Source organism: Desulfotomaculum defluvii (genome assembly GCF_054657375.1).
Genome location: NZ_BAAHYV010000006.1, coordinates 564,206 through 589,861 on the forward strand (window position 1 = coordinate 564,206; position 25,656 = coordinate 589,861).

Below are 25,656 nucleotides of genomic sequence, written 5' to 3' on the forward strand. Positions count from 1 at the left end.
CACCATTAATAGGTGCCTTCCTTTTATATTATTTAAACTCCTCTGCATATTTTAAAATTCTTTTTAAAATTAGCTCTCTCTTAGCATTAATGGCGTTAAAATCCATTGCTGGGATGTAGTACTCCTCCATAACATCGTGTTCTGCCTTGGCGGCAGCGATATAGCTGGTAGCTCGCTGGATTGCTAAACCAAAACGATCCCTGGCAGATTTAATCTCTTCCTCATATACCGCTAACACAGACTGATCAAGAAACTGGTTTAGGTCTTTAATAATAACTTTATCTAATCCGGGAACTCCTTGTAATTTTATATCAATACCCGGGATTTCCTTCAAGATAGCTAACTTTAAGTTAGGGATAACTACTAAATCCACAGCAGTGGGCTCAAAGGCACAGTGATAAACTTCGGTATTCAGTCCATGTATATGCATTGCTTGGGCAATGGTGCCAATTACATGAGAACCGATGGCACTGGCTTCCCCTGTAATAAAGTATAATTTTGTAACTCCATCTAGTATGGTTTCAAGGAAATGAGCCTGCCCCTTTGGAGTAAAAGCGGTTGCGAAAAGATGTCTATCGTCGGCCTCCTTCTCAAACTGTAGTTTATGGTCTCTAATTATATCCCCCAGTATACTCTCGGCAATGTTGTGAATAATACTGTTAACGCCACCCATGTTCATGGCTTCGGCATAGTAGCTATCTAGTTCAGCCTTGATAGCCTTTGCTTCATTTAATTGGTTGTAGGCAATCTTAAAGAGACGTCCAACCCGGGCATTGGCTTTTAAAATAAGTTCTTTATTTTGTCTTAACTTATCTTCATTCCAATAGTCACCTAGATGGATGATTTCGTCCACTGCCCCAGGGTTTTTAGGATCAACAACATGAGGGGCGGTGCCATCCAGCAGAGCTACACCAATGGCGGGAATTACCACTCCATCTAGGGAGTTGTTATCCGAGGAACAGCAGTGTTGTTCCACATCATAACCCAGATCCACCATTTTCTCACTGATGTACTTCATAAATGTTGACTTGCCTACCCCTGGGCCGCCTTTGATACAAAAGATTCGGGTGGCGTTTGGTGCAATCATATAGTGGTAATAAGAATAGAAACCTTGGGAGGTATTTCCCCCGGGAAAGACCTTTTTGATCTTACCTTTACCCATCTACCTTACCCCCTTGTAAAATTTGCTAACTTCATAGTTTAAAATGCACCACCACAGAGGATGTCTGAAGCGGTTTTTGACGCTCAAGAGAGGAGTCACGCCGTTGTGACACTTCTACACATTTATAGATATTGAGTGATTTAATATTGTATGACAGGGGGATAGTGGAAATCCAACGAAAGATAAGGTCAATTATGGGATTGTTGGCATGTTATTGTTCAATCAGTTAGGTTTTACAGACTGGAATACTTGGTTACTCTTTTCGAAATTGTTTACCTATGCTATAATTATTAGCAAGAAAATTTATGAGGTGTGAAATGAAGAAAGTGTTTTTAAACTAATCAATTTTAATAATTTCTTAAGGTGTTTACCGATTCAAAGGGATTAGTGTGCACTCTAAGAGATGATAGTTTAAAAACACTCACAAGATAAGTTGGATACTAAATTTAAGGCTATGTGTGCTTATAGCTTTATTTGTATGCTTTACTGCAGTGGACACTTGGGTGTTTACTGCAGTTTTGTTTTTTAGGCTATTATCTCTTTGATTTTGGAAAAGGAGATGATTGGATGAGCTTAAGTTTCTACGGTCTTAGTAAAAGCTATAACGGTAAAACAATTTTTGAGAATATTAGTGGCAAAATCAACAGTCAGGACAAAATTGGCTTGGTAGGAGTAAATGGTAGCGGAAAAACAACACTGGCTAGGATATTGGCGGGGTATGAAGTGTGCGATATGGGTAACATCAGACGATCATCGTCCAATGCCAGGGTTTTATATATTGAGCAGCACCCCATTTTTAAACCAATGGTTTCTGTATACGATGAGATTGATGGATTGGCCTCAACTTTTCGGCAGGACCATATGGGGGATAGGGCTACAGTAGTAAAAAGAGCTCTCAATAGGGTTGGTTTAGATGAGGAAAAATGGAGACAGAGAGCGGTAAGTCTAAGTGGCGGGGAAAAAACAAAACTGGCCCTATGCAAGGCATTGGTCAGTGATTTTGATTTTCTAATTCTTGATGAACCCACGAACCATATTGATATGAAAAGCTACTTGTGGCTGGAGGAGTTTGTCCGGAATTTAAGCAAGCCCATGTTGATAATCTCTCATGACCGCTTCTTTCTAGACCGAGCAGTTGGAAGTATTTGGGAATTGGGCGACGGGGAATTAAGAGCTTATGAAGGAAATTACTCTGCCTATAGAACGCAACAAGAGATAGAACGTACCAGCATGGTTAGAGAATATGAAAAACAACAGGCCAAGATTCAGCATTTGAAACAGATGATCCATGAGCGGGAAAACTGGTATAAAAGTGCCCATCAAGCCGCAGGCCAAAACGATTTTTATCGAGCTAAGGCCAAAAAACATGCCAGCGTCTTAAAGGCAAAGGAACGTGAACTTGAAAGGATCGAAAAGAACAAAGTTGATAAACCCAGAAACACAGTATCACCAGCATTTGAGGTAATTAACAAGAGTATCATCGGTAAGAAGTTTCCACCCTTCCTTGTGCAGGGAAAAAACCTAGGCAAGGCTTATGGCACAAAGGTAATCTTTGAAAATATTTCTTTCAACATAGGGCGTAAAGATAAAATTGCTCTCATTGGACAGAATGGTGTAGGAAAAACGACTCTTTTAAAAATAATATGTGGCTTAGACCAAGATTTTAGCGGTGGAGTTAAAATTAACCCATCACTCAAAATTGGCTATTTTGCTCAGGAACTGGACAATTTGAGTAATCAGTCTACCATCCTGGAAGAGGTTTTGTCTGTAGGGAGTACCATTGAAGAAGCCAGACTGCTTCTTGCTTGTTTGCTTTTTAGAGGCGAAGATGTTTATAAAAAAATAGAAAACTTAAGTATGGGGGAAAAGGGCAGAGTTGCCTTTGCCAAGCTAATATTGTCAGGTGCCACTTTACTTGTTTTAGATGAACCCACTAATTATATGGATATCGCATCTAAGGAAAAGATCGAAGAAGTGCTTGGAGAATTTGCAGGGGCAGTAATTTTTGTTTCCCACGACCGGTACTTTATCCAACGAATCGCCAACAGAATAGTTGTCATCGATCACCAAAAACTCCGCTGTTATGATGGGGACTATGATTACTTTCTGACAAAAGAGAAGGAAGAAAAGTCTAGAAGTGCCAGTGGTATTGATTATCGAGATTTGGCTAATAATGTTAGCCGACTAGAATGTGAGCTGGCTTTTTTAAGTGGCAAGTTAAATGAAATGATGGATATAGAAGAAAAAGAAAAGCTAAACCAAAAATTCTTGTCCACTGTGAAGGAACTAAATATATATAGAAACCTTCTTAAAAATGATAAATATAATTAAAAATAAGATAGAGTATGCCCCTCGTAAGGGGCATACTCTATCTATATGATAACTTTAAGGAGAGAAAAAGTCTATAGATTTACTTGGTTATATCCTATAATCTTCAATGTTGCTAACAAAAAAGAAAAATAGATAGGAGAATAACTATGCTGAAAAAGAAGATAGCAAACATTCCTTTTGGACCGTATATCACAGTTCTAGCAGGAGCAACTGTTAATGGAAAGCCAAACTATGCAACCATTGGCGCATACGGGGTTGTCAGCCAAAAACCAGTACTTTATATTTCATTAAAAAACTCTCATTGTACAACTAAAGGCGTACTAGAGAATGGTTTTTTTAGCGTTAACATTCCTTCTGCTAAGAGCGTTGAAAAAACGGATTATTGTGGAACTGTTTCTGGTAACAAGGTAGATAAGTCAGAAGTCTTTGAGTCCTTTTATGATGAAGCAGGCCATGCACCAATGATAAAAGAGTGCCCAGTAAGTTACCTCTGTAAGGTAATCCAGACTATACCTATATTTGACTTTACAATGTTTCTTGGTGAGATCGTTGCTGTATACGCCAATGAAGATTGCCTGGAAAACCGTAGACCCAATGCTCTAAAAGTTAATCCAATAATATTAATGGATACAGGATATTTTGATTTAAAGGATAAAGTTGGGTCAATATTTAAAGTATGTAAAGGAAATTAGTAAGGAATGTCCAAGGCTACAGAGTTTTCAATAAGATATATTTTAAAGTCAATCTCCAAAATTGGGATTGCATTCTATTGTATTGGCATCCCTATTATAAGCATCCACAGCTAAAGACCTTGTCAGGGAGATGCCTTGGGAGGATTTTTGGATACCTATAATATTGGGAAGGGAGAGGATTTATGGATTATTATATTTTAGCAATTAATCCTGGGTCAACATCGACGAAACTTGCCGTTTATAAAAATGATAAAGAATTATTTATGGAATCGATTAACCACAGTAATGAGGATTTAGAAAAATGCAAGGGCTTAAAGGATCAGTTTGAAATGAGAAAGGAACTGATTGTAGAGGCACTGGCAAGGCACAACTTCAGTCTTTACAATCTCTCTGCAGTGGTTGGCCGTGGCGGACAACTGCCACCGGTAAAGGCAGGGGGGTATTATGTAAATGAGGCCATGAAGAGAAGGATTATCCAGGGACCTATCGTCAACCATGCTTCAAACTTGGGCGCACTTCTGGCATGGGCAATGGCACGACCAAATGAAATTCCTGCCTATATCTACGATGCGGTATCATCTGATGAGCTTAAGCCTGTGGCAAAGGTGACGGGAATTCCCGAAATTGTAAGAAAAAGTTTTTGTCATGTTTTAAATAGCAAAGCGACTGCTAGAAAGGTAGCACAAAGCCAGGGCAAAAAATATGAGGATATGAATTTCATTGTGGGACATTTAGGTGGAGGAATTTCTATCAGTGCTCACGAACGAGGAAAAATTGTTGATGTTATTACAGACGATGCAGGTCCCTTTTCACCTGAGCGTTCTGGCAGTGTTCCGCTTCTATATATTGTTGATATGTGTTACAGTGGAGAATACAGCAAAAAGGATTTAATAAAAAAGCTGCGGGGTATGGGAGGCTTAAAAGCCCACCTAGGAACCCATGACTGTAGAGAAATTGAAACTATGATTGCACAAGGCAACGATAGGGCAAAGTTTCTCTATGAAGCCCTAGCCTACCAAGTTGCCAAGGGAATTGGAGAATTATCTCCTACCATTGACGGTAAAATTGATGGCATTATTCTGACCGGCGGTATTGCATATTCTAAAATGATGATTGACATGATTACAAAACGCGTAGTTTTTATCGCACCAGTTATTGTCATCCCAGGAGAAAATGAGCTAGAATCTCTGGCCCTTGGAGCCCTTCGTATTTTACGCGGAGAGGAACCGTGTAACGAGTATTTTGATGAATATGGGAAAGAGGATGAATTATTTATCTGATAAGCATTACAACAAAGGTTGTTTTTATATAATGTTCTGAGGTATTTCTGTCAGGGGATACCTGTTTTTTTGTTTTTTACAATATATTTATCAGATAATGATAAAATTAAACAAATAAATTATAATGATTTATTATTGGAAAATTTAAAAGCAAAGATAAGGTTAAATCAGTTATTCTATAGATTTTCAAAAGATTGCTTTTCATGTTCTATATCCTTATACTTTAATTAGGTTACCAATAAAAGGTTAGACACGGCCAGTTTATTATCTGTTTTTACAATTTATAAAAGATTGCCCCAAGGAGGACAAAAGAAAAGATGCAGCCTTTAACAGTTCAGGAAGTAATAGATAGGGCACAAGAATATCACGTTAAATTTGTTAGATTGCAATTTACGGATATTCAAGGTTCTTTTAAAAATGTTGCTGTAACAGTGGAAGAACTTGATAGAGCTTTACAGTCCAAAATTAGTTTAGATAGTGCGGTTATTGAAGGGAAATATGGTGTTCGCCAAAAGGATATTTTTCTAAAACCAGATCCTACAACCTTTCAAGTTTTTCCTTGGCGTCCCCGGGAGGGGGCAGTGGCGAGACTTATTTGCGATATTGTTGATGCTGATGGAAATCCCTATCCCGGATGTGTAAGAAGCAAATTAAGAGATTCTCTAACAAGGTTGCAAAATAATAACCTTGAACTAACCGTGGGAGCAGAAATTGAATTTTTCCTTTTTCAAACGGATCAGAAGGGTCATCCTACCCATTGTACCCATGATAACGCAGGACTTTGTGATCTAACACCTGTAGATTTGGGTGAAAATGCCCGCCGCGATATGGTGCTAACCCTGGAAGAAATGGGATTCCAAATCGTTGCCAGCCATCATGAGAGTGCTCCAGGTCAACATGAAATAGTGTTACGGGAAGAATTTCCCCTATATATGGCAGATAAAATTGCCACTTTCAAATTTGTTGTACGGACCATTGCCCAACGTCATGGATTGCACGCATCCTTTATGCCAAAACCTTTGCACACTCATAATGGTTCTGGCATGGCCTTGAATCTTTGCCTGTGGCAGGAAGGAATAAATGCTTTAGCTAATATTTCAGGTTCCTTTGGTTTAAGTTCTCTGGCAGGTGGCTTTATAGCAGGAATAAGCAACCACGCCTCTGCTATTACGGCTGTGATCAATCCTTTGGTGAATTCCTACAAACGACTGGGTTATGCTAATTTAGACCGCGTTTTGAAAGGATGGTCAGAGAGCAACCGCAATTCCATGATTCGCGTACCGGGACAGAGAGGTAATGATACTAGAATTGTCCTGAGAAGTCCCGATGCAACCTGTAATCCATACTTAGCCCTGTATCTGATAATGCAAACGGGTTTAACAGGGATAGAGCAAAACCTGCCTTTGCCCATATCATTGGATGAAGATACTGTAGCTCACAGAGTACCTCGAAATCTTGGAGAAGCCTTAGAAGCTCTAGAGCGGGATGAGTTTATCAAAAGAGTACTTGGTGAAGTGATTTTTGAACGCTATTTGGAGTATAAGAAACTTGAATGGGATGATTTTCATAACCATCTGCATCCTTGGGAGATAGAGAAATACTTAACCAATTATTAATTAGCAGTTTTTTTGCGGGAATAGTGACAAAGGTCGTTATCTAGGGATTTTTTTTATCCTTTGGCAGAGCAGGTGTGTTACAGGAAAAATATTCTGCCTAATCTTATATGTATGTCCGTCATAGGTGGAAAGGTTGATATACAAATTGGGGTGTAAACATGTTTGGTAGACGAGTGCTGCTGGCAGATCCAGACCCGGATTTTCGAAAAAGTCTTAAAGACGTACTCCAGCAGCATGGTTATCTGGTGATCGCAGAGACCGAAGAGGGCAGGAGTACACTACAGGCAGCCTTTCAGCATCAACCAGATATTGTGCTGATGGAGGGGGAACTTCCTGGTAGTAGGGGATTGGAAATAGCCAGGATCATTGATGAACATCACCTAGCTCCAGTTGTGTTAATTACTTCTCGGACCAATAGGGAAATACTTGAAGAAGCAAAGGTGTCTTCAATTCTTGGTTTTTTAATCAAACCAATTGAGGATTTTAATATAATACCTACTTTGGAGGTGGCTTTGGCAACCTTTAAGAAATTGGTTCGTATTGAGGAAGAAAATAAGAAGTTGAAGAAGAAGCTGGAGGAACAGCGGTTAGTTGAACAGGCTAAGCGATTGCTCTATGAGAAAAAAGGTTTTAATGAACAGTTGGCTCATCGTTACATGCAAAAGGTGAGTATGGATCGCTGCTGTTCATTAACTAAGGTTGCCCAATTGGTTATTAACTCCCTTAGCAAATAAGGATCTCAGGACTTTCCAAATGTATACAATATATCTAAAATACATTCATTGACTAAAGAATGTCTTGCAGTTATAGTACTATTATAAAGTAAATAGCTAAGGGGCAAAGGCGTCCCAACTGGACCTTTAGAAATATAAGGGTCTGGTTGGGACGCCTTTTGTTTCGCGGATCGACGGTCAAAGACAGGCTTTAATTTAATCTAATAAACTAAAATTTGGAGGTAAATGTTGATGACTTATAGTAAAGGAACGAATGCTACTTCTGCAACCCTGACTAAACTGCGTACTCCAGATAGCTACTGCCCCTTTAGTGGTATGTGCACCACTTGTTTAGACGGTTGCCCCGGTTTCTGTGAGATTGGCAAATCTGCTGTACGTGGTAAGGAAAGTCTATACCCTCAACCTTTCGGTAAGGTAACCTCTGCATCCCAAAAAGATTATCCCGTTGATTACTCCCATTTTAACATTATGGGTACTGCCGTAGGCGCTAAAGGGATTGAGGCAGATTCTGATAAGGCAATTTTCCCTGCTGTTAATTTGGAAACCTTTTTAGGTGCTAATAAAGATTTGAAACTTACTACTCCTATCATAGTTGCTGCCATGGGTTCCACCAATATCGCTTCAGATAACTGGGATCATCTGGCTGCTGGATGTGCTATTTCTGGTGCAGGTATTGCCATCGGTGAAAACGTATGTGCCATGGACCCCAATGTAGAGATCAAAAATGGTCGAGTTGTACATTCTCCTAACCTATCCAGAAGAATTAAAGATTTCCAAAACTGGTCCCAAGGTGCTGGTTTCATTGCTGTTCAGGCCAATGTTGAAGATACCATGCTTGGTGTTCAGGAATATGCTTTAGATAAACTGGGTGTTGAAGCAGTTGAGATTAAATGGGGGCAAGGTGCTAAGGATATTGGTGGCGAGGTTAAATTAAACACCTTAGAACGGGCCCTGCAATTAAAGAGTCGTGGCTACATTGTACTGCCTAATCCCGAGGATCCAAAGGTACAGGAAAATTATAAGGCTGGGGCCTTTAAAGAGTTTGAACGTCACTCCCGTGTTGGTATGGTTAGCGAAGAAAGCTTCGTTAAGCGTGTAGAAGAACTACGTGCTGCTGGTGCAAAATATGTATTCTTAAAAACAGGTGCTTACCGTCCTGCTGACTTAGCCCGGGCTGTCAAATTTGCATCTATTGCCAAACTTGATCTATTGACTGTGGATGGTGCCGGCGGTGGTACTGGTATGAGCCCTTGGCGGATGATGAACGAATGGGGTCTACCCACCGTTTATATTCAATCTTTGTTAACTAAGTACTGTGATAAATTGGCTGCTAAAGGTGAATATGTGCCACCTATTGCCATTGCAGGTGGTCTAACTTTAGAAGACCATATGTTCAAAGGTTTTGCAATGAGTGCTCCTCACGTTAAAGCCATTGCTATGGCACGTTCTCCACTAACTGCAGCTATGGTTGGTAAGAACATTGGTGAAATGCTTAAATCAGGTAAAGTTCCTAATGAATACAAGAAATATGGTGAAAACCTTGAGCAGGTATTCATTAACGCTGCCGTACTAAAAGAGAAATTGGGTGATCGCTATAACGATCTACCAGTGGGTGCTATTGGCGTTTACTCCTACTTCGAGCGTTTATCTCAGGGTCTGCGCCAGTTTATGTGCGGTGCACGTAAATTTAGTCTAGACTATATCACCCGTGATGACTTGGTTGCTATAACTCCCGAAGCAGCTCAAGTAAGCGGCATCAAGTACATTATGGATGCCGATGCCGATGAAGTAGAAAGTATTCTTGGCTAATTTTGTTTAGTAAGTAAGCCCAGACAAGAACCTATCTTGTTTGGGCTTACCCTTTACAAATTAATTTAATTTACTTCTTCCCAATAATATATTTTCTCTCTATTAGATGTGGATATTTCTAAGCTTATCGTTTATAATTTAGGTAATTGAAAAGCACAAATGTGCAAGGAAATTGGCAATGAGGCCTACGACGGGTAATAAACTTTTTTACCTGTATGTAGGTTTTTTCTGTTTTTTTAGTCTACTAATTCCTTGTAAGATATGGAGAAAGGTGTGTTAGTGTGGCCAAATTGACCAACGATGATGTCAGACAGTTATGCAAAGATTTAAATGTTAAATTTATTCGTTTACAGTTTACTGATATCTTTGGTGTATTAAAAAACGTAGCTATTACAGTGGAGCAACTTGATAAAGCCCTAGCTGGTGAGTTGATGTTTGATGGGTCATCTATTGAGGGATTTGTACGTATTGAAGAATCGGATATGTATCTTCGTCCAGATCCCAACTCTTTCGTGGTTTTCCCCTGGAAACCAAGGGATGGTGCGGTAGCCCGGTTAATTTGTGACATTTATAATCCAGATGGTACACCCTTTATTGGTGACCCGCGTTATGCTTTACGTAGGGCCATTGCTGAGGCTGAGGAAATGGGCTATTCCATGAATGTAGGGCCTGAGGCTGAATTTTTCCTTTTCCATGTAGATAGTGAGGGACGCCCCACCACCAAAACCCATGATAGAGCGGGGTATTTCGATATGACTCCCATTGACCTGGGAGAGGATGCCCGTCGTGATATGGTTATAACACTAGAGCAAATGGGATTTGAAATTGAAGCTTCTCACCACGAAGTAGCTCCTGGCCAGCATGAGATTGATTTTAAGTATTCTGATGCGCTAGATGTAGCTGATAAAATTGTTACCTTTAAGTTGGCTGTACGAACTGTTGCCCAGCGTCATGGACTTCATGCTACCTTTATGCCGAAGCCAGTCTTTGGTATGGCTGGATCAGGTATGCACTTGAACCAATCTCTAATAACCAAGGATGGCAAAAATGCCTTCTATGATCCATCAACCCCCACTGGTATGAGTGAAATTAGTATGAACTATATTGCTGGGTTAATGAATCATATAGATGCAATTACAGCTATTATTAACCCTACGGTAAACTCTTACAAGCGACTGGTTTCTGGCTACGAGGCTCCGGTTTATGTGGCTTGGTCTGCTCAAAATCGCAGTCCTTTAATTCGTATTCCGGCTAAAAGAGGTATGTCGACTCGTATTGAACTACGTAGCCCAGACCCATCATGCAACCCCTATCTGGCTTTGGCTGTGTGCTTGAGGGCTGGTTTGGATGGAATTAAAAAAGGTATGGCACCACCCTCACCCTGTGATCGAAATATTTATGAAATGACTTTAGCTGAGCGCCAGGAGTTAGGTATCAGCAATTTGCCAGCTAGTCTCTTCGAAGCTGTACAGTCCTTGTCAGAGGATGAAGTCATTAAGGAGGCACTGGGACCCCATATTTATGAGCGTTACATGGAAGCAAAAACCATTGAATGGGATCGCTATAGAATGCAAGTAAGTCCTTGGGAACTTGAAGAATATTTAACCAAATTCTAATTCGCTATTTTATAAAATATAACCCCTGTGGTAGCTAGCAATTGCCAGCTACCACAGGGGTTAATTCTTTTGTATCCCAAGTTTGGTATTGCTCAGATCTGGCCTTCTTTAATAGAGCCATATATTTTCTTTCACAGGCGGTGGTTTGAAGAATGGCTGCTTCCAGCATATCTCTGTCAGCCCATTCCAACTGATTTTGAGCAATTAACCAGGCCTTTTTAGCCAGTTCAATTTGCACCTCTAAGGAATGTTCATCTACCCTTTTAGTTAAGATGCATTTTTTGAAATTCTTCCAGGAGAAATCCTTTATGACGCAAAGAAGTATTTCCTTGTCAACTTTCATCTAAAGTTACCTCCTTGTCCACTTTGTTAATACTTATTAGTAAAGAGATAAAATTAGTACAAAAAAAGCAAACAATAAGGGAAGTAAAATAATTCTGATTTAGAATTAAATGAACTGTTTTGCAATTAGAACTTAGGCCTGTGAGGTTGCACCCCTAAAATAAGATTGTTATAATTTTCTCAAGCAATGATTACCGGGGGTGTTGTAATGTCAAAGTTAATAGGTAAAATCAAAATTGTAAATGGTAAGGTCCAATTGATTAGAATTGGTGAAGGTGAAAATAAAATTAAGATTGGCTGCTGCTACAAATTTTATGCGGCTTTAAGAAAAGCAAATGGAGCATAATACGATTATTAAGTTGGAAAATAGTTTCCAACTTTTTTATTTAGGAAGAAAGTTCAGTAGAAGAGAATGTCTGTTTTCTGAGAACAGCAGCGAAAGATATGTTACACAGACAAAAAGTAGCATACAGACATCTGTACGCATAGCATATTCTAATTAGATGATTGATAATTAAGAACCCGTCATTATGGGGGAGGGCTATGGGTGGAGCTATTATTTATCCGGAGATTATAGGAACGTTGGCGGATACCGTTTTTTTAGTGGTACCCGCCATTAAAAAAGAAATGGCGCGATATGCTGAACGTCGTGCAATGGGGGAGGAAGTGGAGTACCACTTAGAATGGAATTTGATCATTAACAAGGCTCTAGAAATATGTCTAATTACAATGGATATAACTTGGGATGATGGAAACATTACCGTAGTCGGTTTCCCATCTAAAGCATGGGAACAGGTAGCCCAGTTTATGCTTTATCGGAACTTAATGTTGCTCCCGGATAGAGGATTAATTGGTGATGATAATCAGCTAATAAGTCCCTTAGCAGCCCAAGAAGGTTTCTTATTGAAGGGAATTGATAAGGGATTAAAAAAACTGGCCAATAAAGCGGCAAATATACCACCTGATTTAAACGTACGAGGAATGATGAGCTATTTAAGTGATATATTAAATTTCAATCGAAAAGTGATAAAATACGGTCATTTTCTTAGCTAATGGAGGTGACATTAGGTTGTTTCAAATCTTGGTCGTTAGCTATAATATACGTCATGCCCAGGGGGTGAATGGAACAGTTGATATTCACCGAATTGCCAAAACCTTGGCTTATACAGGAGGACAGCTGATCGGTTTGCAAGAAGTGGATAAACATATGCCGCGCAGCCATTTTATGCATCAGGCAAAGGTACTGGGGCAACTATTAAGGAAACACTGGGTTTATGGACCCAATTTAAACTGGGGGGTTGCCCAGTACGGAAATGCCATTCTTTCTCATTGGCCAGTTCTCATGTACAGGCAGTATATGTTGCCTTGTAAAGGGGAACAAAGGGGTTTGCTAGAAGCAATTATTAATTTAAAACATAGAAAGATATGCATTTTTTGTACTCACCTAGGTTTAAATCGCGAAGAGCGGTTAGATCAGGTGAGGGAGATTTTAGATATCATTCAAAAATGTCCATATCCCCATATTTTAGTGGGGGATTTTAATAATGATCCTACATCTGAAGAGTACCTTTTACTTACCACTGTTCTAAGAGATGCTTCTGGGATGGAGGGGCTGAAAAAAACCTATCCTTCTCAAGATCCAAAGGAACAAATCGATTACATTTTTGTGTCTTCTGAATGGAGCGTTTTATCAGTAAAGGTTTTTCAAACGCTGGCCTCAGATCATTTGCCCTTAGAAGCAGCTCTTACATTACCTATGGAAAATGCGGAAACATATAAAAATATTCACTTTATGCAGAAATAAACACGCACTGGCAGAGTCAGTGCGTGTTGTAATTCTATTCATTTTAGTATTTTAATTGCTACTATTTAGCCATTGCATAAACCATTTTGCCATAATTAGCAGATACAGGTAGGGAAAGAAGGAAGGAATTGGTGGCTGAGCGATCAAAGAAATACAATGCACCGTTAGTAGGATCACTACCCTGTAATGCAGCTTGAGCAGCCTTTATGGCATTAGATGTGGCAGGTTTATTTATCCAATTGTTTCTAACTGGAGAGAATTGGTTTGGGGCATAGATTACGTCGCGAATAGTATTGGGAAAAATTGAACTTTGCACTCTGTTTATAACAACTGCTGCTACGCCGATCTGGGCTTCCAGTGGCTCTCCTCCTGCTTCAGCAGTGACAAGACGCGCTAATAGATCCAGATCTTGATCAGTGTAGGAAATAACTGGCCTTTGAGCACTGCGACTTACGGTAGCAGCCAGAGGTGTGTTACTCCTGGTATTTGCCCCGGGAATAGAAAGTTGATACCCAGGGTGTATAAGAGAATTACTAAGGCCATTGGCCTGCATTAACGAGGCTAAGCTTATACCAAATTTTTGGGCAATGGCATAAAGACTGTCACCAGCTTTTACAGTATAGCTCGTCCCAGTAGGTTTTGCCGGAGAGCTAGGGGCAACGACTGAGGTCTTATCACTTGGTATGGAGAGAACATATCCAGGGTCAAGGATATCGCTGGAAAGACCATTGGCAGACTTGATTTGGTCAACGCTAATGCCTACTTTTTCACTAATCGAATTAAGAGAGTCACCAGGTACTACTGTATACTGATAAGCTAAGGCTGTGGATGGCATGAGCAAAGCTAATAGGCCTATAGCTACAAGGCCCCGTTTAAAGCGGTCAGAAAACTTCATATGTACTTTTTGCCCTCCTTTGGCCTTCGAGGTTAGTTGACGGGTTCGGGTTGAGGGCACCCTACCGCATTTTTAAACACCTCCATAAAAATTGCGGATTCACCCCATAGATTTTATCCCCCGTACTCCGGAATATCGGAGATTCGGCCTAGTTAAATTTGTTACAAACTATTGTACATGTTTTCCAAGATTACGTCTATCCACAAAATTTGGAAAATAAAAGGGACATAGGTATTTACTTACTGGAGATACTAAACTACACGTAATAAGAATTTATCCAGAGGTGAATAATGGTGAAATTAAGTAAGGGAGCTAAAATAGCAATCATTGGTGCTGGGCTTGTAGGGTCATCTGCAGCATTTTCTATCATGTCCAGTGGGCTTGCCAGTGACCTTGTGTTGGTTGATATCAATCGAGCAAAGGCAGAGGGAGAGGCAATGGATCTAGGGGATGCTGCTGCCTTTATTAAGCCGACGAATGTATATGCAGGTTCTTTTGAAGATTGTCAGGATTCAAATATTATTGTATTTACAGCCGGAGCTAATCAAAAACCTGGTGAAACTCGATTGGATTTAGTACACAAGAATGTCAATATCTTAAAGGAAAGTTTGCCTCAGCTATTAAAATATTGTCCTAACGCCATTTATTTAATTGTGGCTAATCCGGTTGATGTTTTAACCTATGTAGCCTTAAAAATATCTGGTCTACCTTTTAACCAAATATTTGGCTCAGGTACAGTTTTAGATACCTCAAGATTTAGGGCAGAAGTGGCAGATTATTGTAATGTGGATCCGAGAAATGTTCATGCTTATATTGTCGGTGAGCATGGAGATTCGGAAGTACCCATATGGAGTACAGCTGATGTGGCAGGAATCCCATTAGAGCAATTTTCTAAGCTACGGGGTTTGAAGCCTATCTGTAGGAATGAAATAGCTAGGCGGGTGAGTACCGCAGCCTATGAGATTATTCAACGAAAGGGGGCCACTTATTATGCCATAGCGGTATCCATTAAAAGGATTTGTGAAACAATTTTAAGGGATGAAAATTCAATCTTAACGGTATCGGGGATGGTAAATGATGTCTATGGAATTCAAGATTGCTGTCTCAGTTTGCCTTCAATTGTAAGTGGTTTCGGGCGGGAAAAGGTACTTACCATAAGTATGACAGAGGAAGAGGAAGCAGCCTTAAGGAATTCTGCACAGGTACTAAAAGAAGTCATTAAACAGGCAGGTTTTTAATCTAACAGCATACCCGTTGCTAATTGCAGCGGGTAACTTTGATTTTATATGTATCTTTGGCACAGTGTTGTAATGTCTCCTATCAGTGTTTTATGCGCTGTTTATGGGTAGTTTTAATGAATTTATAACATGATCTTGAACAAACCGTAAAGTTATGATATTATTTAAAAGTTGTTGCTGATAATCATTTGCACTTGCAAAAAAACTTATAGTTGTTATAATATAAAAGCGTAATTGTTTATGCGCCTGTAGCTCAGGGGATAGAGCGCCGGCCTCCGGAGCCGGGTGCACAGGTTCGATTCCTGTCAGGCGCACCAATAAAGGTTTAATAAAAAAACCTGCAACCCTTGGAATATCTAGGTTTGCAGGTTTTTTGTATTTCAGGAGTGGAGCAAATTTTTATTAAAAGATGGCCCGAAATAGCCCTAATATTCCCTAAGTGTCAGACCAAACGTCAGACTAAACATTGGTTCTAAACATCAAGTTTTATAAGGTAGAAGAAATGTTGGTAAGCCGTTTTGCCTTTCCGTCTGGTAGATTATAAAGGTTTTTAAGAATAACATATTTGAAAACTTTCCCGGGTTACTGCCCGGGATTTTATTTTTTAAGAATGTACTATTTAGGTGCAATGGAAATGAGAATACCTAAGAGCCCTCCTTACCCATCCCAATAATATTTATCAAATAACCACAATTCCGAACTATCTGAAAAAGGATTTTATCTTGAGACGTTGAATCCACCTTTGTAAGAATGTTAAAGGTGGTTGTAGGTATATGAATATAAGAGATTGTGATAACATCACGATAAAGAAAGTAATAGTTCATGTCATTGACAGGCAAAATTCCGTCGCTGCGGAAAAAAGCCAAAGTGACATTGATGTTGCTTCATTGGAAGCTAAAGTAAGAGACTTTATTGAGAATCATATTCGTACGTCTATCACAAATAATGAAAGTAAAATGGCTTGTTTTGAACAAAGAAATACTAATGTTCAAGTACTTGTTAATGAAATGATTCAAGATCCTGACAGGAATTTTGTTAGTAATTCCCAAAGAATTGCGGATATTTTGTTTTCTGTGACACCGACCACTGCATCTATAGGATGTATTGTAGTTGTCTTGTATAATAATAATACGGAAGATCTATTAGCAATTATTAAACTGGATAAGAATGATTCCATAACATATGAACGGAATGATGTAGGAACATTTGTGTTTATTTTAAAAGGCACAGCGTTACCCGTACCGTCAAAAAAAAGTAAATTACATAAGTTTGCTGTTATTCGAAATACTGATGCAATCACTGATGATGAATGGAAAACGAAACCAGGATTAATTGTTCTAGATAAGCAAGTAACTGATTTCTCTTTGTTTTTTTATAGGGATTTCTTATTGGCTCAATTTTTGCTGACTGATGAACATAAATCTGAAAAACTCATGGAGGGTGTAAAACAATATTTAAGAGTAGTGCCCGAACTTCAGTTAAAAGATAAACATACAATTATCCAGAGTTTTGGAACTAAGTTAGAAAATGGTGAGGAATTTACAGTAGATGAAGCAGCCCGTCAAATTCTATCTCCTTATTACCAAGAGCCTGAATCGCTTGAGAATGCTGTTGAAGGACTAGAAAGAACTGTTTTGGAGCGTGGGATCGGAGATATTTCTCTCAGAGGGGTAATAACTCCAAAAATTGAAAAAGGGTTTAAGATTGTGAAGATAAATACCTTGGAAAACATATATATAAATATACCACAGGAACACTTCGAAACCAGAGTTGAAGTAAGGGATTCAGAATTTGGCCCAGGAAAAGATATTGTAATAAAAAATGTAAATATAAAATGTTAAAATGCATGTGACAATTATTCCGGGTTGGAGGTGAAACATTGATGAAGGATCTAAAGGAAGCAATTGAAAATATTATTTCTATTTTTAATTTTTCTCTAGATTCCTTTTATGAAGAACCTGAAAGATTTTATTTGTTTGATCCGGAATATGAACTAAAAGCATTGGATGAGGTTAATCTTACTAAGAATATCGCTGTTTTTGGGAATTGTATTAATATTACTATTAGGAATATAGATGCTATCTCTATTTCCGGTTCTTATACTAATGAGGATCTAGAAGCTTTTCATGATTGGGTTAAGGACAATGAATCTCAAAAGGTTCAATTATCAATAAGTCTCGAAAAGAAGCGCTATGTGTATCAAAAATATCAACAGTGTAATGTTGACCTTGTTTTATATATTAATCCAAACGCACTAGCTAAAAATATTTCCTATGAAGGACTAGAAAAGCATATCATAATTAGTAATAGACCTCATGTTATTTTAGTCCCTTTATGGGAAATAGATGTCATATCAAATAATTATTTAACCTTTATTGGTGGAAGTTTTGATGGTGTTATTAATGGCTATTTAGAAAGTTTGTCTATTGATTCAGAGACGATAGCCAATTCTATTCAGCAAAGGTATGAACTACAAAGGCTTTATTGCAATATGGGTAATAGATGGGGTAATATTTTACCCAATCATCTTTATTTTTCGGATGTTTCTTGTCAAGATCCTTATCTTATTATTAAACGGCTAAATCATTTTCTCTTTTTGATAAGTCTTCACTTCATTGCAAATGTCTCAACAGTAAATACTTTCTCCATACATGGTTATAAGAATGTTACAATATCTTTCGCAGACAAAGAATTTATTAACTTTGAACCGAAATATAGTAAAATTATATTTAAGTTATATGATAGTATTTATGAAAGTCAAACTCAGGATAAGCTTTTAATTACTAGAAACGTAATGTCTATTTATTTATCCCCGGAAACTTCTGAAAGTGAATTTGTAAATATACTGCCTGAGCTTTTTTCGTCGTATGATGCAAATTATGATAGCTATATTAAGGATAAAATTAAAGCCTTTTTTGATAAGAAAAAGGAATTGGAGAAATATGTTAGAGATACATCAGAAACATTAAGTAAACAAATCGCCTTAGTCTCCGAAAATGTTAGCAAAAGCCTGTTAACTGTAATTGGGGCATTAATTGTTGGAGCTATCACATACTCAGCGCGGGGTAATATGAAGGTCTTAGCAGTATTTTTCTTTCTGTTTGGATTTATATCTCTAATCACTATGAACTTTATTTTATCGACTGCAAATAGGGAAAAAGAATTGCAAGAAAAGTCCTTCAAACATTTCATTAATCTTATTGATGGAATAAATGAAACAGAAAAGAAAAAAATTATAGGTGATGTTATAGATAGTAAGTATGACTTGTTTAAAGGTATAATGTTTGAATCAAACCTTTATAAATATTTTATTTTTCTTCTATCAATAGTTCTAGCTATTATTACCTGGAATATTGGAATTAACATAAAATAAGAATTCATAAAAGTATATAGTAAATCCCGAATTCAAATGCCCGGTCATCCGGGTTTTTTGGCTTTTTATAAGGGAATAACACCTGGAAAATACCTTCGGGAAATATTTATAAAAGATTTCTTACAGGATATTACGACAGAGAACTTAAATTCTGTTTATCGTCATGTTGTATTCTTTCATCGGGTCATGGATATGGACACAAAGGATACCCTTAACGAACACTCTCAAGAATTACTTAATAATGTTCGTTAAGGGTATCTTTTTGTTTTATACACGTCCGTCAATTTCTAAGGTACTTTACGAACGGGGAGTGGTAAGTTGAAAATAGGATATTGTCGGGTAAGTACCCAAGAGCAAGATAATACCAGACAGATTTTAAAAATGCAGGAACTTGGAATAGAGGAAAGGTTCGTCTTTGTAGATGTGTATTCCGATCAAATAAGACCACCTTCACGGGCAAAGAGGGCCACCTTGACGGTAAGTGAAGGCCACTATCACGGTCGTCAAGGCCACCCTCTTTACACAGCGTTAGTTAATCAAATTACTATGTTTGATTCGGCATCTTAGGGGCCGTTGCTTTCAAACCATGTCTTTCGCGCATAGAGACTTGTCCATCAATAATGATCTCAAAAGCATTATGAATGATACGGTCAATGATTGCTTCGGAGATCGGTCCCTCATTGGACGGGCTGATGCGTTCATACCAGCCTTTAGGAGCATATTGAGCGCAGAGAATCAGAGAACCACGGTGAATCCTAGCTTCAATGATCTCTAAGAGGTCGTAGGATTCTTGCTGGGTGAGACAACGAATGAGCCATTCGTCAACAATAAGCAAATCGGGCTTTTGGTAAGATTTGATCACCTTTCGGAAAGTCCCTAGTCCTTTTGCCACATTCAACTCGGTCAGTAACTCTGGCATTCGAATGTAACGCACACTTTTGAATTTTCGACAGGCAGCAATTCCTAGGGCGCAAGCAATCCATGTCTTTCCGTTACCGGAGGCTCCTTCTAAAATTAGATGATGTCCTTGGTCAATGTAAGAACAGGTGGACAAGCGCAGCATCTGTACCTTATCGAGCTTGCGATCAGGATGGTACTCAATGCCTTCAATAGAAGCTTCGGGATTGGAGAATTGAGCACTTCTGATGTAACGATTCAACTTGTTGGCCTGCCGCTTACTCCACTCGGCGTCAACTAATAGGGCAAGACGTTCTTCAAAAGATAGTTTTACATACGTTTCATGATCCAATAGTTGTTCTTCCAGGGATTGGGCCATCGCTCCCATTCGCATTTGGCGAAGGGTTTCGACTGTAGATTGATTAATCATTCTTCTCACCTCCAAAGTAGGCCGCCCCTCTAGTAAAGCCATAACGGCTTCCCGGGTTGGTTTCGTTTGGCGATGATTGTTGATCTACTTTATCTTGACCGGTTCTAAGTATAGTGTTGATGATTTTAATGCTAGGTGCGGGAGTATAGGCCAATGCACGAGAGCAAGCTCTTTCAAGGCGTGCATGTCCATAACGATCAGCCAGCCTTGTTAGACTAGCACAGGCTTTAAATCCCTGCTCCACAACGGAGCCTGCGGCTAAAAACTGTTTGACTGTGAGAAGTGTACTTGAACCGATACTCGCAGACCATTCCAAAAACGCTGTTTCATTGTACATCAGATATTTCTTATGATTGTCTGGCATATGCTCCACTTTGACAATGGGTTCGCGATGCCGGACTGCTTCACGAGGAAAGGAAGCCACCCTGGATCCATTAAAGAATGCCTCTACGGTGCGACTCGTTAGACGAATATTGACCTCTTCGCCGATTAAATCGAAGGGAACGGAATATTTGTTTTTTCCGTCTGTTATGAGATAATCAGATTGAACTACGGCAGTGGACCATACTGCGAGTTCATACGGGGAAGCAGGCAGAGGCTTTAGAAATGGTTTCTCTTCATCCAAAAACGCCGACAGTCTGCTTCCCTCTCTTTTCTGGAATGGTTTTGCGTTGAATTCCTCCAGTTTAAGGAAGATGGCATCGTTTAATTCTTGAATGGTAAAGAATTTTTCATTTCTCAAAGCCGCACAAATCCACGTAGCTGTGTGATTCACGGTGCCTTCGACATTGGGTTTATCCTTCGGTCGTTCCACTCGGGTAGGTATAATCGCGGTATCATAATGCGCCGCCATTTCATTGTAACTTCGGTTTAAAACAGTCTCGAAACGGGTGTTTTTAATCACCCCGGTCTTTAAATTATCGGGAATAACAATCCGTGTAACACCACCAAAATAGTTGTATGCATGAACATGGGCGGTGATCCAGTTTTCGGTAACCATACTTGGAAAAGCTTCAACATAAGCGTAGCAACTACAGGGCAATACACCAACAAATATATAAGCCTCGCTTTGTTCACCGGTTACTTTATCATAGATTGACATGTTGTTTCCGGCCCAATCCACCTCAAAAGCATCACCTGGCTTCCGCTTAATCCTCATAGTGGCTTTTGTGGCCCGAGCCCACCGTCGATAGTTATCACAAAACTGAGTGTATTGGTAGTGTGTTGCATCTTCTGAATAACACTTTTCGCAATACTCAGCCCACAACAGTGTTAAAGTAACACCTGGTTTTGCCAATTCCTTATGCATCTGTGCGTAATCGGGAATTCGCTTGGCGTTTGAATCAAGCTGTGCCGGAAAAAACATCTCATAAATCATCTGATTGGACATTTCATCTGGCAATGGCCAAGAAAGACCGTGAATTGTCGCTAGCCTAAAGACTTGGCTAACCGTGTCTCGAGAGCTGCGCACGCTAGCTGCAATTTGACGTTGGCTGTAGTCTAAGCTTCGCAGTCTCAAGATCTCTCGATAATTAATCATAATTATCATACCTCCTATAACGTTGTCACACTCAAAGTGTGCACTTTTCATTATAGGCGAGATTCTTCCGTCAATATATAGTGGCCTTGTCGTTTCGTGATGGTGGCCTTCTTGCACCGTTTTACTGGCCTTATTTCTCCGTGATAGTGGCCTTATCTTATCGAAATATACAGTAGACAAAGCCACTGGGAAAAACTTTGACCGGCCGGAGTATCAGTCTATGAAAAAAATTATCCGGGAAGGGGATGTTATTTACTTTGATGCCTTGGACCGACTAGGTAGAAATTATGATGGCATCATAAAAGAATGGAAGTATATTACACGGGAATTAAAAGCCGATATAATCGTGCTGGAAAATGAAGCACTTTTTAATAGTCAAAAGTACCGGGATGAATAATATGACGAGATAGAGCCACCGTTTGAACTGTACCCCAAAAGTTAGACAGATTTATGTTTAAACTCAAACAGGTTTACTGACTGTTCCAGTTATTTAAGTATGCCAAAAGAGGCCCCTTAATTGGAGGATAAGTCTTCTATACACAAAACAAGTTCCCAAGGAAAATCATCATCATTAAGCCGTTTTCTGCAATCTGTATTCTATCGGACTCATGTAATTAAGTTTTTTCTTTATTCTTTTGGAATTATAGTAGTCTAGGTACGCATGGAGTTCCTGGACAAAGTGTTCTACAGAATTAAATTCCTGGTTATAAAGTAACTCAGATTTAAGGTGGCCAAAGAAGTTTTCCATTACGGCATTATCTAGGCAGGTAGCCTTGCGTGACATGCTCTGGCGGATTCCTTTTTTCTTTAAGGCTTCTTGGTAAGCTGCCATGCGATATTGCCATCCTTGATCCGAGTGTAGGATTAGTTCAGTACCATCGGGAATTCTTTCAAAAGCCCGGTTTAACATCGTCATAACTTGATGAAATCGTGGATGGTAAGAAATATCATAGCTGATAATTTCCCCATTATAGAGATCTAATATGGGGGATAGATATAGCTTCTGGCCATAGAGATGAAACTCTGTAACATCGGTAACCCACTTTTCATTGGGTTTTGTTGCTTCAAATTCTCGGTTTAATAGGTTGGGGGCAACTTTTCCGACATTACCTCGGTACGAGTTGTATTTTTTTATTCGTACGAAACAATGCAGATTTAATTCATTCATTAGCTTGAGTACAGTTTTATGGTTGATAGTTATACCTTTCTTTTTTAACTCAGCAGTTATTCTACGGTGACCGTAACGACCCTTATTTTCATTGAAGATCTGCACTATTAACGGCCGAACCGTTGCATACTTATCCGGTTTACATTGGTTTTTCGTGCAATAATAATAAGTGCTTCTTGGAATATCTGCTATTTTAATAAGCTCAGTAACTTTGTATTTATGCCTTAGCTCGTGTACTATTTGAGCTTTATCTTTGGCTGTGACTTTTCCTTTTTCCGGACTAAGGCGTTTAACTTTTTTAGATATTCGTTCTCCATTCTTAGCCTGTTGAGTTCTCTTTTGACTTCATCAGGCAATGAAGACTCGTCAACCTTGGAATTCTTTGATTTTCTTAATATAGCTATATCTTTAGGATCTGAGTCTTGTGGAGGTGGAATTTCACTAACTAGCTGGTCATTATGTTTAGATATATCTCTGTAAAGCGACTTCTTACCTTTTTCAAGATACAAACGCATCCAAGTTTGAATCATCTTATGGGTTACACCATATTTTCGAGCTGTCTCTCGTAGACCCATATGATTGATAAGCACTTCTTCAACAGCACTAACCTTAAAATCCCCTGAATACTGTTTTAGTTTACGGCCCTTTATCCCCATCTTTGGACTCCTTTCGTCTACAAAATGATTATATCATGGTGTCCAACTATTGGGGTTCAGTTCATAGTGGCTCTCAACAATCGGAACGGTGGCTCATTCCCATCATAATATTCACCGGGAAATGGGCGATATTGGAAAACTAATGGAAGATATGTTCCTTGCACTGCTTTCATATGTGGCTGAGCAAGAAATTAAAAAGCGTTATCAGCGACAAATGGAAGGTCAAGCAGTGGCAAGGGCCAAGGGCAAACACATGGGTAGGCCAAAATGTGAACCACCTCCAAATTTTATGGATGTTTACCAGCAATGGAGAAATAAGAAAATTACCGCCGTAGAAGCCATGCGTAGGACAGGGATGAAAAAGACAAGTTTTTATAAAATGGCTAAAGTTTTACCAGAAAGAGTAACTTAGACAAGTCAGGGAAGGGGGTGCTAAAAATTAATTATTATGATAAGCAGTATTGGTTCCGAATTCGGGATTATATACAAAGCAAAAGATCCAAAGATGAACAGACCCGGGAGAATAAAAACTTTGTTGCCAAGCCACAGATATAGTTACATCCCGTCTATCTAAGACGGTTTTTTATTTTACAGAATGCAATATAAGAAAAGGGGGAGGGGTTATGGGTCGCAGAAAAAAGCAGAATAAGCCAAAATCAAAGCGTAAACACATTAATGTAATGAAGCATCGTTCAAGAGTATATTTTCTATTTCCACTTTCCGAGGATTAAAAATATGACGAATACAGCCCGGGGAGATTAATAGTGCAAGCTGAAATTAGGTGAAAAGCATTTTTGGCCAAATAGGGGGTGGTGAGATTTAAAAGGAAATTCTTAATTCTAGTTACATTATTGACTCTATTAATAATTCCACCTAGTCCAGCCCTGGCAGCGTGGAATATCAATGGCGGTCTGATGAATATTTTTAATTTGCTTAAAATAATCAGGCATTAGACCTTGAGTGAACCGGTGAGATATAAACCCACCGGTTTTTTATTTTTAAAGGTATTTCAGGAGGAAACGACATGCCACAATTCCCCATTGCTGCATTCTATAAAAATATTATTTTTACGAAATCCGGCAGGGCCTTTGCCATGTATCGTATACCACCACGCTTATGGCGTTTTTTTTCGGCTGAGAGAAAAACTGCCACTGTAGGGTTTCTAAGTGAAATTTTATCCGGCTTTACCGGCCGAGGGCAGCTATTGCTCCTCTGGCAAGAATTAGCTATCGACGAAGGTGATCTAAAGGGATGCCTGGGACAAAATCCACTGGATTTAAAGTGCAGAGATGAGGCTATTAGGCATGCCAGATCGGCTAGAGCTGCACAATCCCGTGGGGCACGCATTAGAAGGCGGTTTATATTGTTTGAGTTATCATTAAAACAACATATTTCTGATTTACAAGACTTCCTGATGGTGGCACGGGATACTGCATTAAAAACGCTTCTCTCTATCCGTCCCATGCAAATTCCCGATTCGATTAAACTGGTGGCTGAAAACGCTGAGCAAGAACGTTATCTAAATATTCGTCAATATGGGTTAAGCAGAGCCACTTTTAATGATCTGGATTTTACCATCCGCAAAGTGGCAGATCGGATTGGAGTACTACCACCGCCTCTTCCTGAAAGGGATGGAGGGGTACTAACACCGGCTATGGCGGCTGCCTTTACAGATGGTGCTGTCTTAGATGAAAAATTAGATCATATTGTTGTAAGTAATGGAAATGTTGATAGGCATCTTCAATCTTTTGTATTCTTTGTAGATACACCAGAACAATTACCTCCCATTGGCAGAAATATTTTTGACCCTGGGGAAATAAGCTTTCCCTTTGATGTTTCTATTCACTTCGAAATTATTCCGGCCCACACCGCCGAGAGCAAGGTGGATAGCAAAAAGCGCATGCTAAAGGGTCAAATGGTAGAGGCTTTGGGTGCTGATGAATCTCCTGACTCCGATGAAGTGGATGGCATCCAAGACAGTAACAAACTTAAAAAGAAGCTTAAAACGGGATAACCATTAGGGCGTATGGCGGTCTGTCTAGGATTAGCTTCAAAGGAGTTAAAAGAATTAAG

23 protein-coding genes, 1 tRNA gene and 1 riboswitch are annotated in these 25,656 nt (G+C 39.2%); of the genes, 18 read left to right on the top strand and 6 right to left on the bottom strand.

Features of this window, described 5'->3' with window-relative positions; all coding sequences use genetic code 11:
• Positions 1–28: 28 nt before the first annotated feature.
• A complete protein-coding gene (locus ACYQ03_RS05415) occupies positions 29–1,162 on the bottom strand; it encodes a PRK06851 family protein (RefSeq protein ID WP_459908192.1) in 1,134 nt (377 codons plus the stop codon).
• A gap of 567 nt (positions 1,163–1,729) precedes the next feature.
• On the opposite strand from ACYQ03_RS05415, the gene abc-f reads away from it, so the two are divergent.
• The 7 genes from abc-f to glnA all read left to right on the top strand — a co-directional run bounded on the left by abc-f (position 1,730) and on the right by glnA (position 11,240).
• Positions 1,730–3,493, top strand: a complete 1,764-nt coding sequence (gene abc-f, locus ACYQ03_RS05420; RefSeq protein ID WP_459908194.1) for a ribosomal protection-like ABC-F family protein — start codon at positions 1,730–1,732, stop codon at positions 3,491–3,493.
• A 146-nt stretch (positions 3,494–3,639) separates the two neighbouring features.
• Positions 3,640–4,185, top strand: coding sequence for a flavin reductase family protein (locus ACYQ03_RS05425; protein ID WP_459908195.1), 546 nt, complete (start codon positions 3,640–3,642; stop codon positions 4,183–4,185).
• Between the two features lie 182 nt (positions 4,186–4,367).
• The gene (gene buk, locus ACYQ03_RS05430) at positions 4,368–5,465 is read left to right on the top strand and encodes a butyrate kinase (protein ID WP_459908196.1); all 1,098 of its coding nucleotides are present in this window, start codon (positions 4,368–4,370) and stop codon (positions 5,463–5,465) included.
• A 317-nt stretch (positions 5,466–5,782) separates the two neighbouring features.
• Positions 5,783–7,081, top strand: a complete 1,299-nt coding sequence (locus tag ACYQ03_RS05435) for a glutamine synthetase family protein (RefSeq protein WP_459908198.1) — start codon at positions 5,783–5,785, stop codon at positions 7,079–7,081.
• 158 nt (positions 7,082–7,239) lie between these two features.
• The gene (locus tag ACYQ03_RS05440; RefSeq protein WP_459908200.1) at positions 7,240–7,815 is read left to right on the top strand and encodes an ANTAR domain-containing response regulator; all 576 of its coding nucleotides are present in this window, start codon (positions 7,240–7,242) and stop codon (positions 7,813–7,815) included.
• Between the two features lie 231 nt (positions 7,816–8,046).
• Positions 8,047–9,624 carry an FMN-binding glutamate synthase family protein gene (locus ACYQ03_RS05445; protein WP_459908202.1) on the top strand — a complete coding sequence of 526 codons (1,578 nt, stop codon included), beginning with the start codon at positions 8,047–8,049 and terminating at the stop codon, positions 9,622–9,624.
• A gap of 281 nt (positions 9,625–9,905) precedes the next feature.
• Entirely contained in the window at positions 9,906–11,240 is a 1,335-nt protein-coding gene (glnA, locus tag ACYQ03_RS05450; RefSeq protein WP_459908203.1) for a type I glutamate--ammonia ligase, read from the top strand.
• A 34-nt stretch (positions 11,241–11,274) separates the two neighbouring features.
• Here glnA and ACYQ03_RS05455 read toward each other — a convergent pair whose 3' ends face one another.
• Positions 11,275–11,583, bottom strand: coding sequence for a DUF2508 family protein (locus tag ACYQ03_RS05455; RefSeq protein ID WP_459908205.1), 309 nt, complete (start codon positions 11,581–11,583; stop codon positions 11,275–11,277).
• 207 nt (positions 11,584–11,790) lie between these two features.
• On the opposite strand from ACYQ03_RS05455, the gene ACYQ03_RS05460 reads away from it, so the two are divergent.
• The 3 genes from ACYQ03_RS05460 (at position 11,791) to ACYQ03_RS05470 (ending at position 13,386) form a co-directional block, all read left to right on the top strand.
• Entirely contained in the window at positions 11,791–11,928 is a 138-nt protein-coding gene (locus ACYQ03_RS05460; protein ID WP_459908207.1) for a hypothetical protein, read from the top strand.
• A 197-nt stretch (positions 11,929–12,125) separates the two neighbouring features.
• Positions 12,126–12,635, top strand: coding sequence for a hypothetical protein (locus ACYQ03_RS05465; protein WP_459908209.1), 510 nt, complete (start codon positions 12,126–12,128; stop codon positions 12,633–12,635).
• 16 nt (positions 12,636–12,651) lie between these two features.
• Positions 12,652–13,386, top strand: coding sequence for an endonuclease/exonuclease/phosphatase family protein (locus tag ACYQ03_RS05470; RefSeq protein WP_459908210.1), 735 nt, complete (start codon positions 12,652–12,654; stop codon positions 13,384–13,386).
• A gap of 61 nt (positions 13,387–13,447) precedes the next feature.
• On the opposite strand, the gene ACYQ03_RS05475 is transcribed toward ACYQ03_RS05470, so the two are convergent.
• A complete protein-coding gene (locus ACYQ03_RS05475; protein ID WP_459908212.1) occupies positions 13,448–14,281 on the bottom strand; it encodes a cell wall hydrolase in 834 nt (277 codons plus the stop codon).
• Positions 14,282–14,288: 7 nt separating this feature from the next.
• A riboswitch (cyclic di-AMP (ydaO/yuaA leader) is annotated at positions 14,289–14,440 on the bottom strand.
• A gap of 131 nt (positions 14,441–14,571) precedes the next feature.
• Between ACYQ03_RS05475 and ACYQ03_RS05480 the strand changes: the two genes are divergently transcribed.
• The 5 genes from ACYQ03_RS05480 (at position 14,572) to ACYQ03_RS05500 (ending at position 19,459) form a co-directional block, all read left to right on the top strand.
• Complete coding sequence (locus tag ACYQ03_RS05480; RefSeq protein WP_459908214.1) at positions 14,572–15,519, top strand: L-lactate dehydrogenase; 948 nt, start codon at positions 14,572–14,574, stop codon at positions 15,517–15,519.
• 242 nt (positions 15,520–15,761) lie between these two features.
• Positions 15,762–15,836, top strand: a tRNA-Arg gene (locus ACYQ03_RS05485).
• Between the two features lie 456 nt (positions 15,837–16,292).
• Positions 16,293–17,360: a nucleoid-associated protein gene (locus tag ACYQ03_RS05490; protein ID WP_459908216.1), complete on the top strand. Its 1,068-nt coding sequence runs from the start codon at positions 16,293–16,295 to the stop codon at positions 17,358–17,360.
• A 38-nt stretch (positions 17,361–17,398) separates the two neighbouring features.
• On the top strand, positions 17,399–18,892 hold the full coding sequence (locus ACYQ03_RS05495; protein WP_459908217.1) for a hypothetical protein: 1,494 nt from the start codon (positions 17,399–17,401) through the stop codon (positions 18,890–18,892).
• A 318-nt stretch (positions 18,893–19,210) separates the two neighbouring features.
• Positions 19,211–19,459 carry a recombinase family protein gene (locus ACYQ03_RS05500; protein ID WP_459908219.1) on the top strand — a complete coding sequence of 83 codons (249 nt, stop codon included), beginning with the start codon at positions 19,211–19,213 and terminating at the stop codon, positions 19,457–19,459.
• Here ACYQ03_RS05500 and ACYQ03_RS05505 read toward each other — a convergent pair.
• On the bottom strand, positions 19,437–20,219 hold the full coding sequence (locus tag ACYQ03_RS05505; RefSeq protein WP_459908221.1) for an ATP-binding protein: 783 nt from the start codon (positions 20,217–20,219) through the stop codon (positions 19,437–19,439). The two genes, ACYQ03_RS05500 and ACYQ03_RS05505, sit on opposite strands and share 23 nt — an antisense overlap.
• A complete protein-coding gene (gene istA / locus ACYQ03_RS05510; protein WP_459908223.1) occupies positions 20,212–21,759 on the bottom strand; it encodes an IS21 family transposase in 1,548 nt (515 codons plus the stop codon). The genes ACYQ03_RS05505 and istA overlap by 8 nt, the downstream gene beginning before the upstream one ends.
• 154 nt (positions 21,760–21,913) lie before the next feature.
• Between istA and ACYQ03_RS05515 the strand changes: the two genes are divergently transcribed.
• Positions 21,914–22,156 (top strand): recombinase family protein, encoded by a 243-nt coding sequence (locus tag ACYQ03_RS05515; protein WP_459908769.1) that lies wholly within the window; start codon positions 21,914–21,916, stop codon positions 22,154–22,156.
• Between the two features lie 174 nt (positions 22,157–22,330).
• Here the strand turns inward: ACYQ03_RS05515 and ACYQ03_RS05520 are convergent.
• Positions 22,331–23,583 (bottom strand): IS3 family transposase gene (locus ACYQ03_RS05520; protein ID WP_459908225.1). Its coding sequence is split into 2 segments (ribosomal slippage): positions 22,331–23,217 and positions 23,217–23,583, totalling 1,254 coding nucleotides; the frame shifts between segments, so codons are not numbered across the junction.
• 88 nt (positions 23,584–23,671) lie between these two features.
• On the opposite strand from ACYQ03_RS05520, the gene ACYQ03_RS05525 reads away from it, so the two are divergent.
• Positions 23,672–23,995, top strand: coding sequence for a hypothetical protein (locus tag ACYQ03_RS05525; RefSeq protein ID WP_459908226.1), 324 nt, complete (start codon positions 23,672–23,674; stop codon positions 23,993–23,995).
• 612 nt (positions 23,996–24,607) lie between these two features.
• Positions 24,608–25,597, top strand: coding sequence for a hypothetical protein (locus tag ACYQ03_RS05530; RefSeq protein WP_459908228.1), 990 nt, complete (start codon positions 24,608–24,610; stop codon positions 25,595–25,597).
• Positions 25,598–25,656 lie beyond the last annotated feature (59 nt).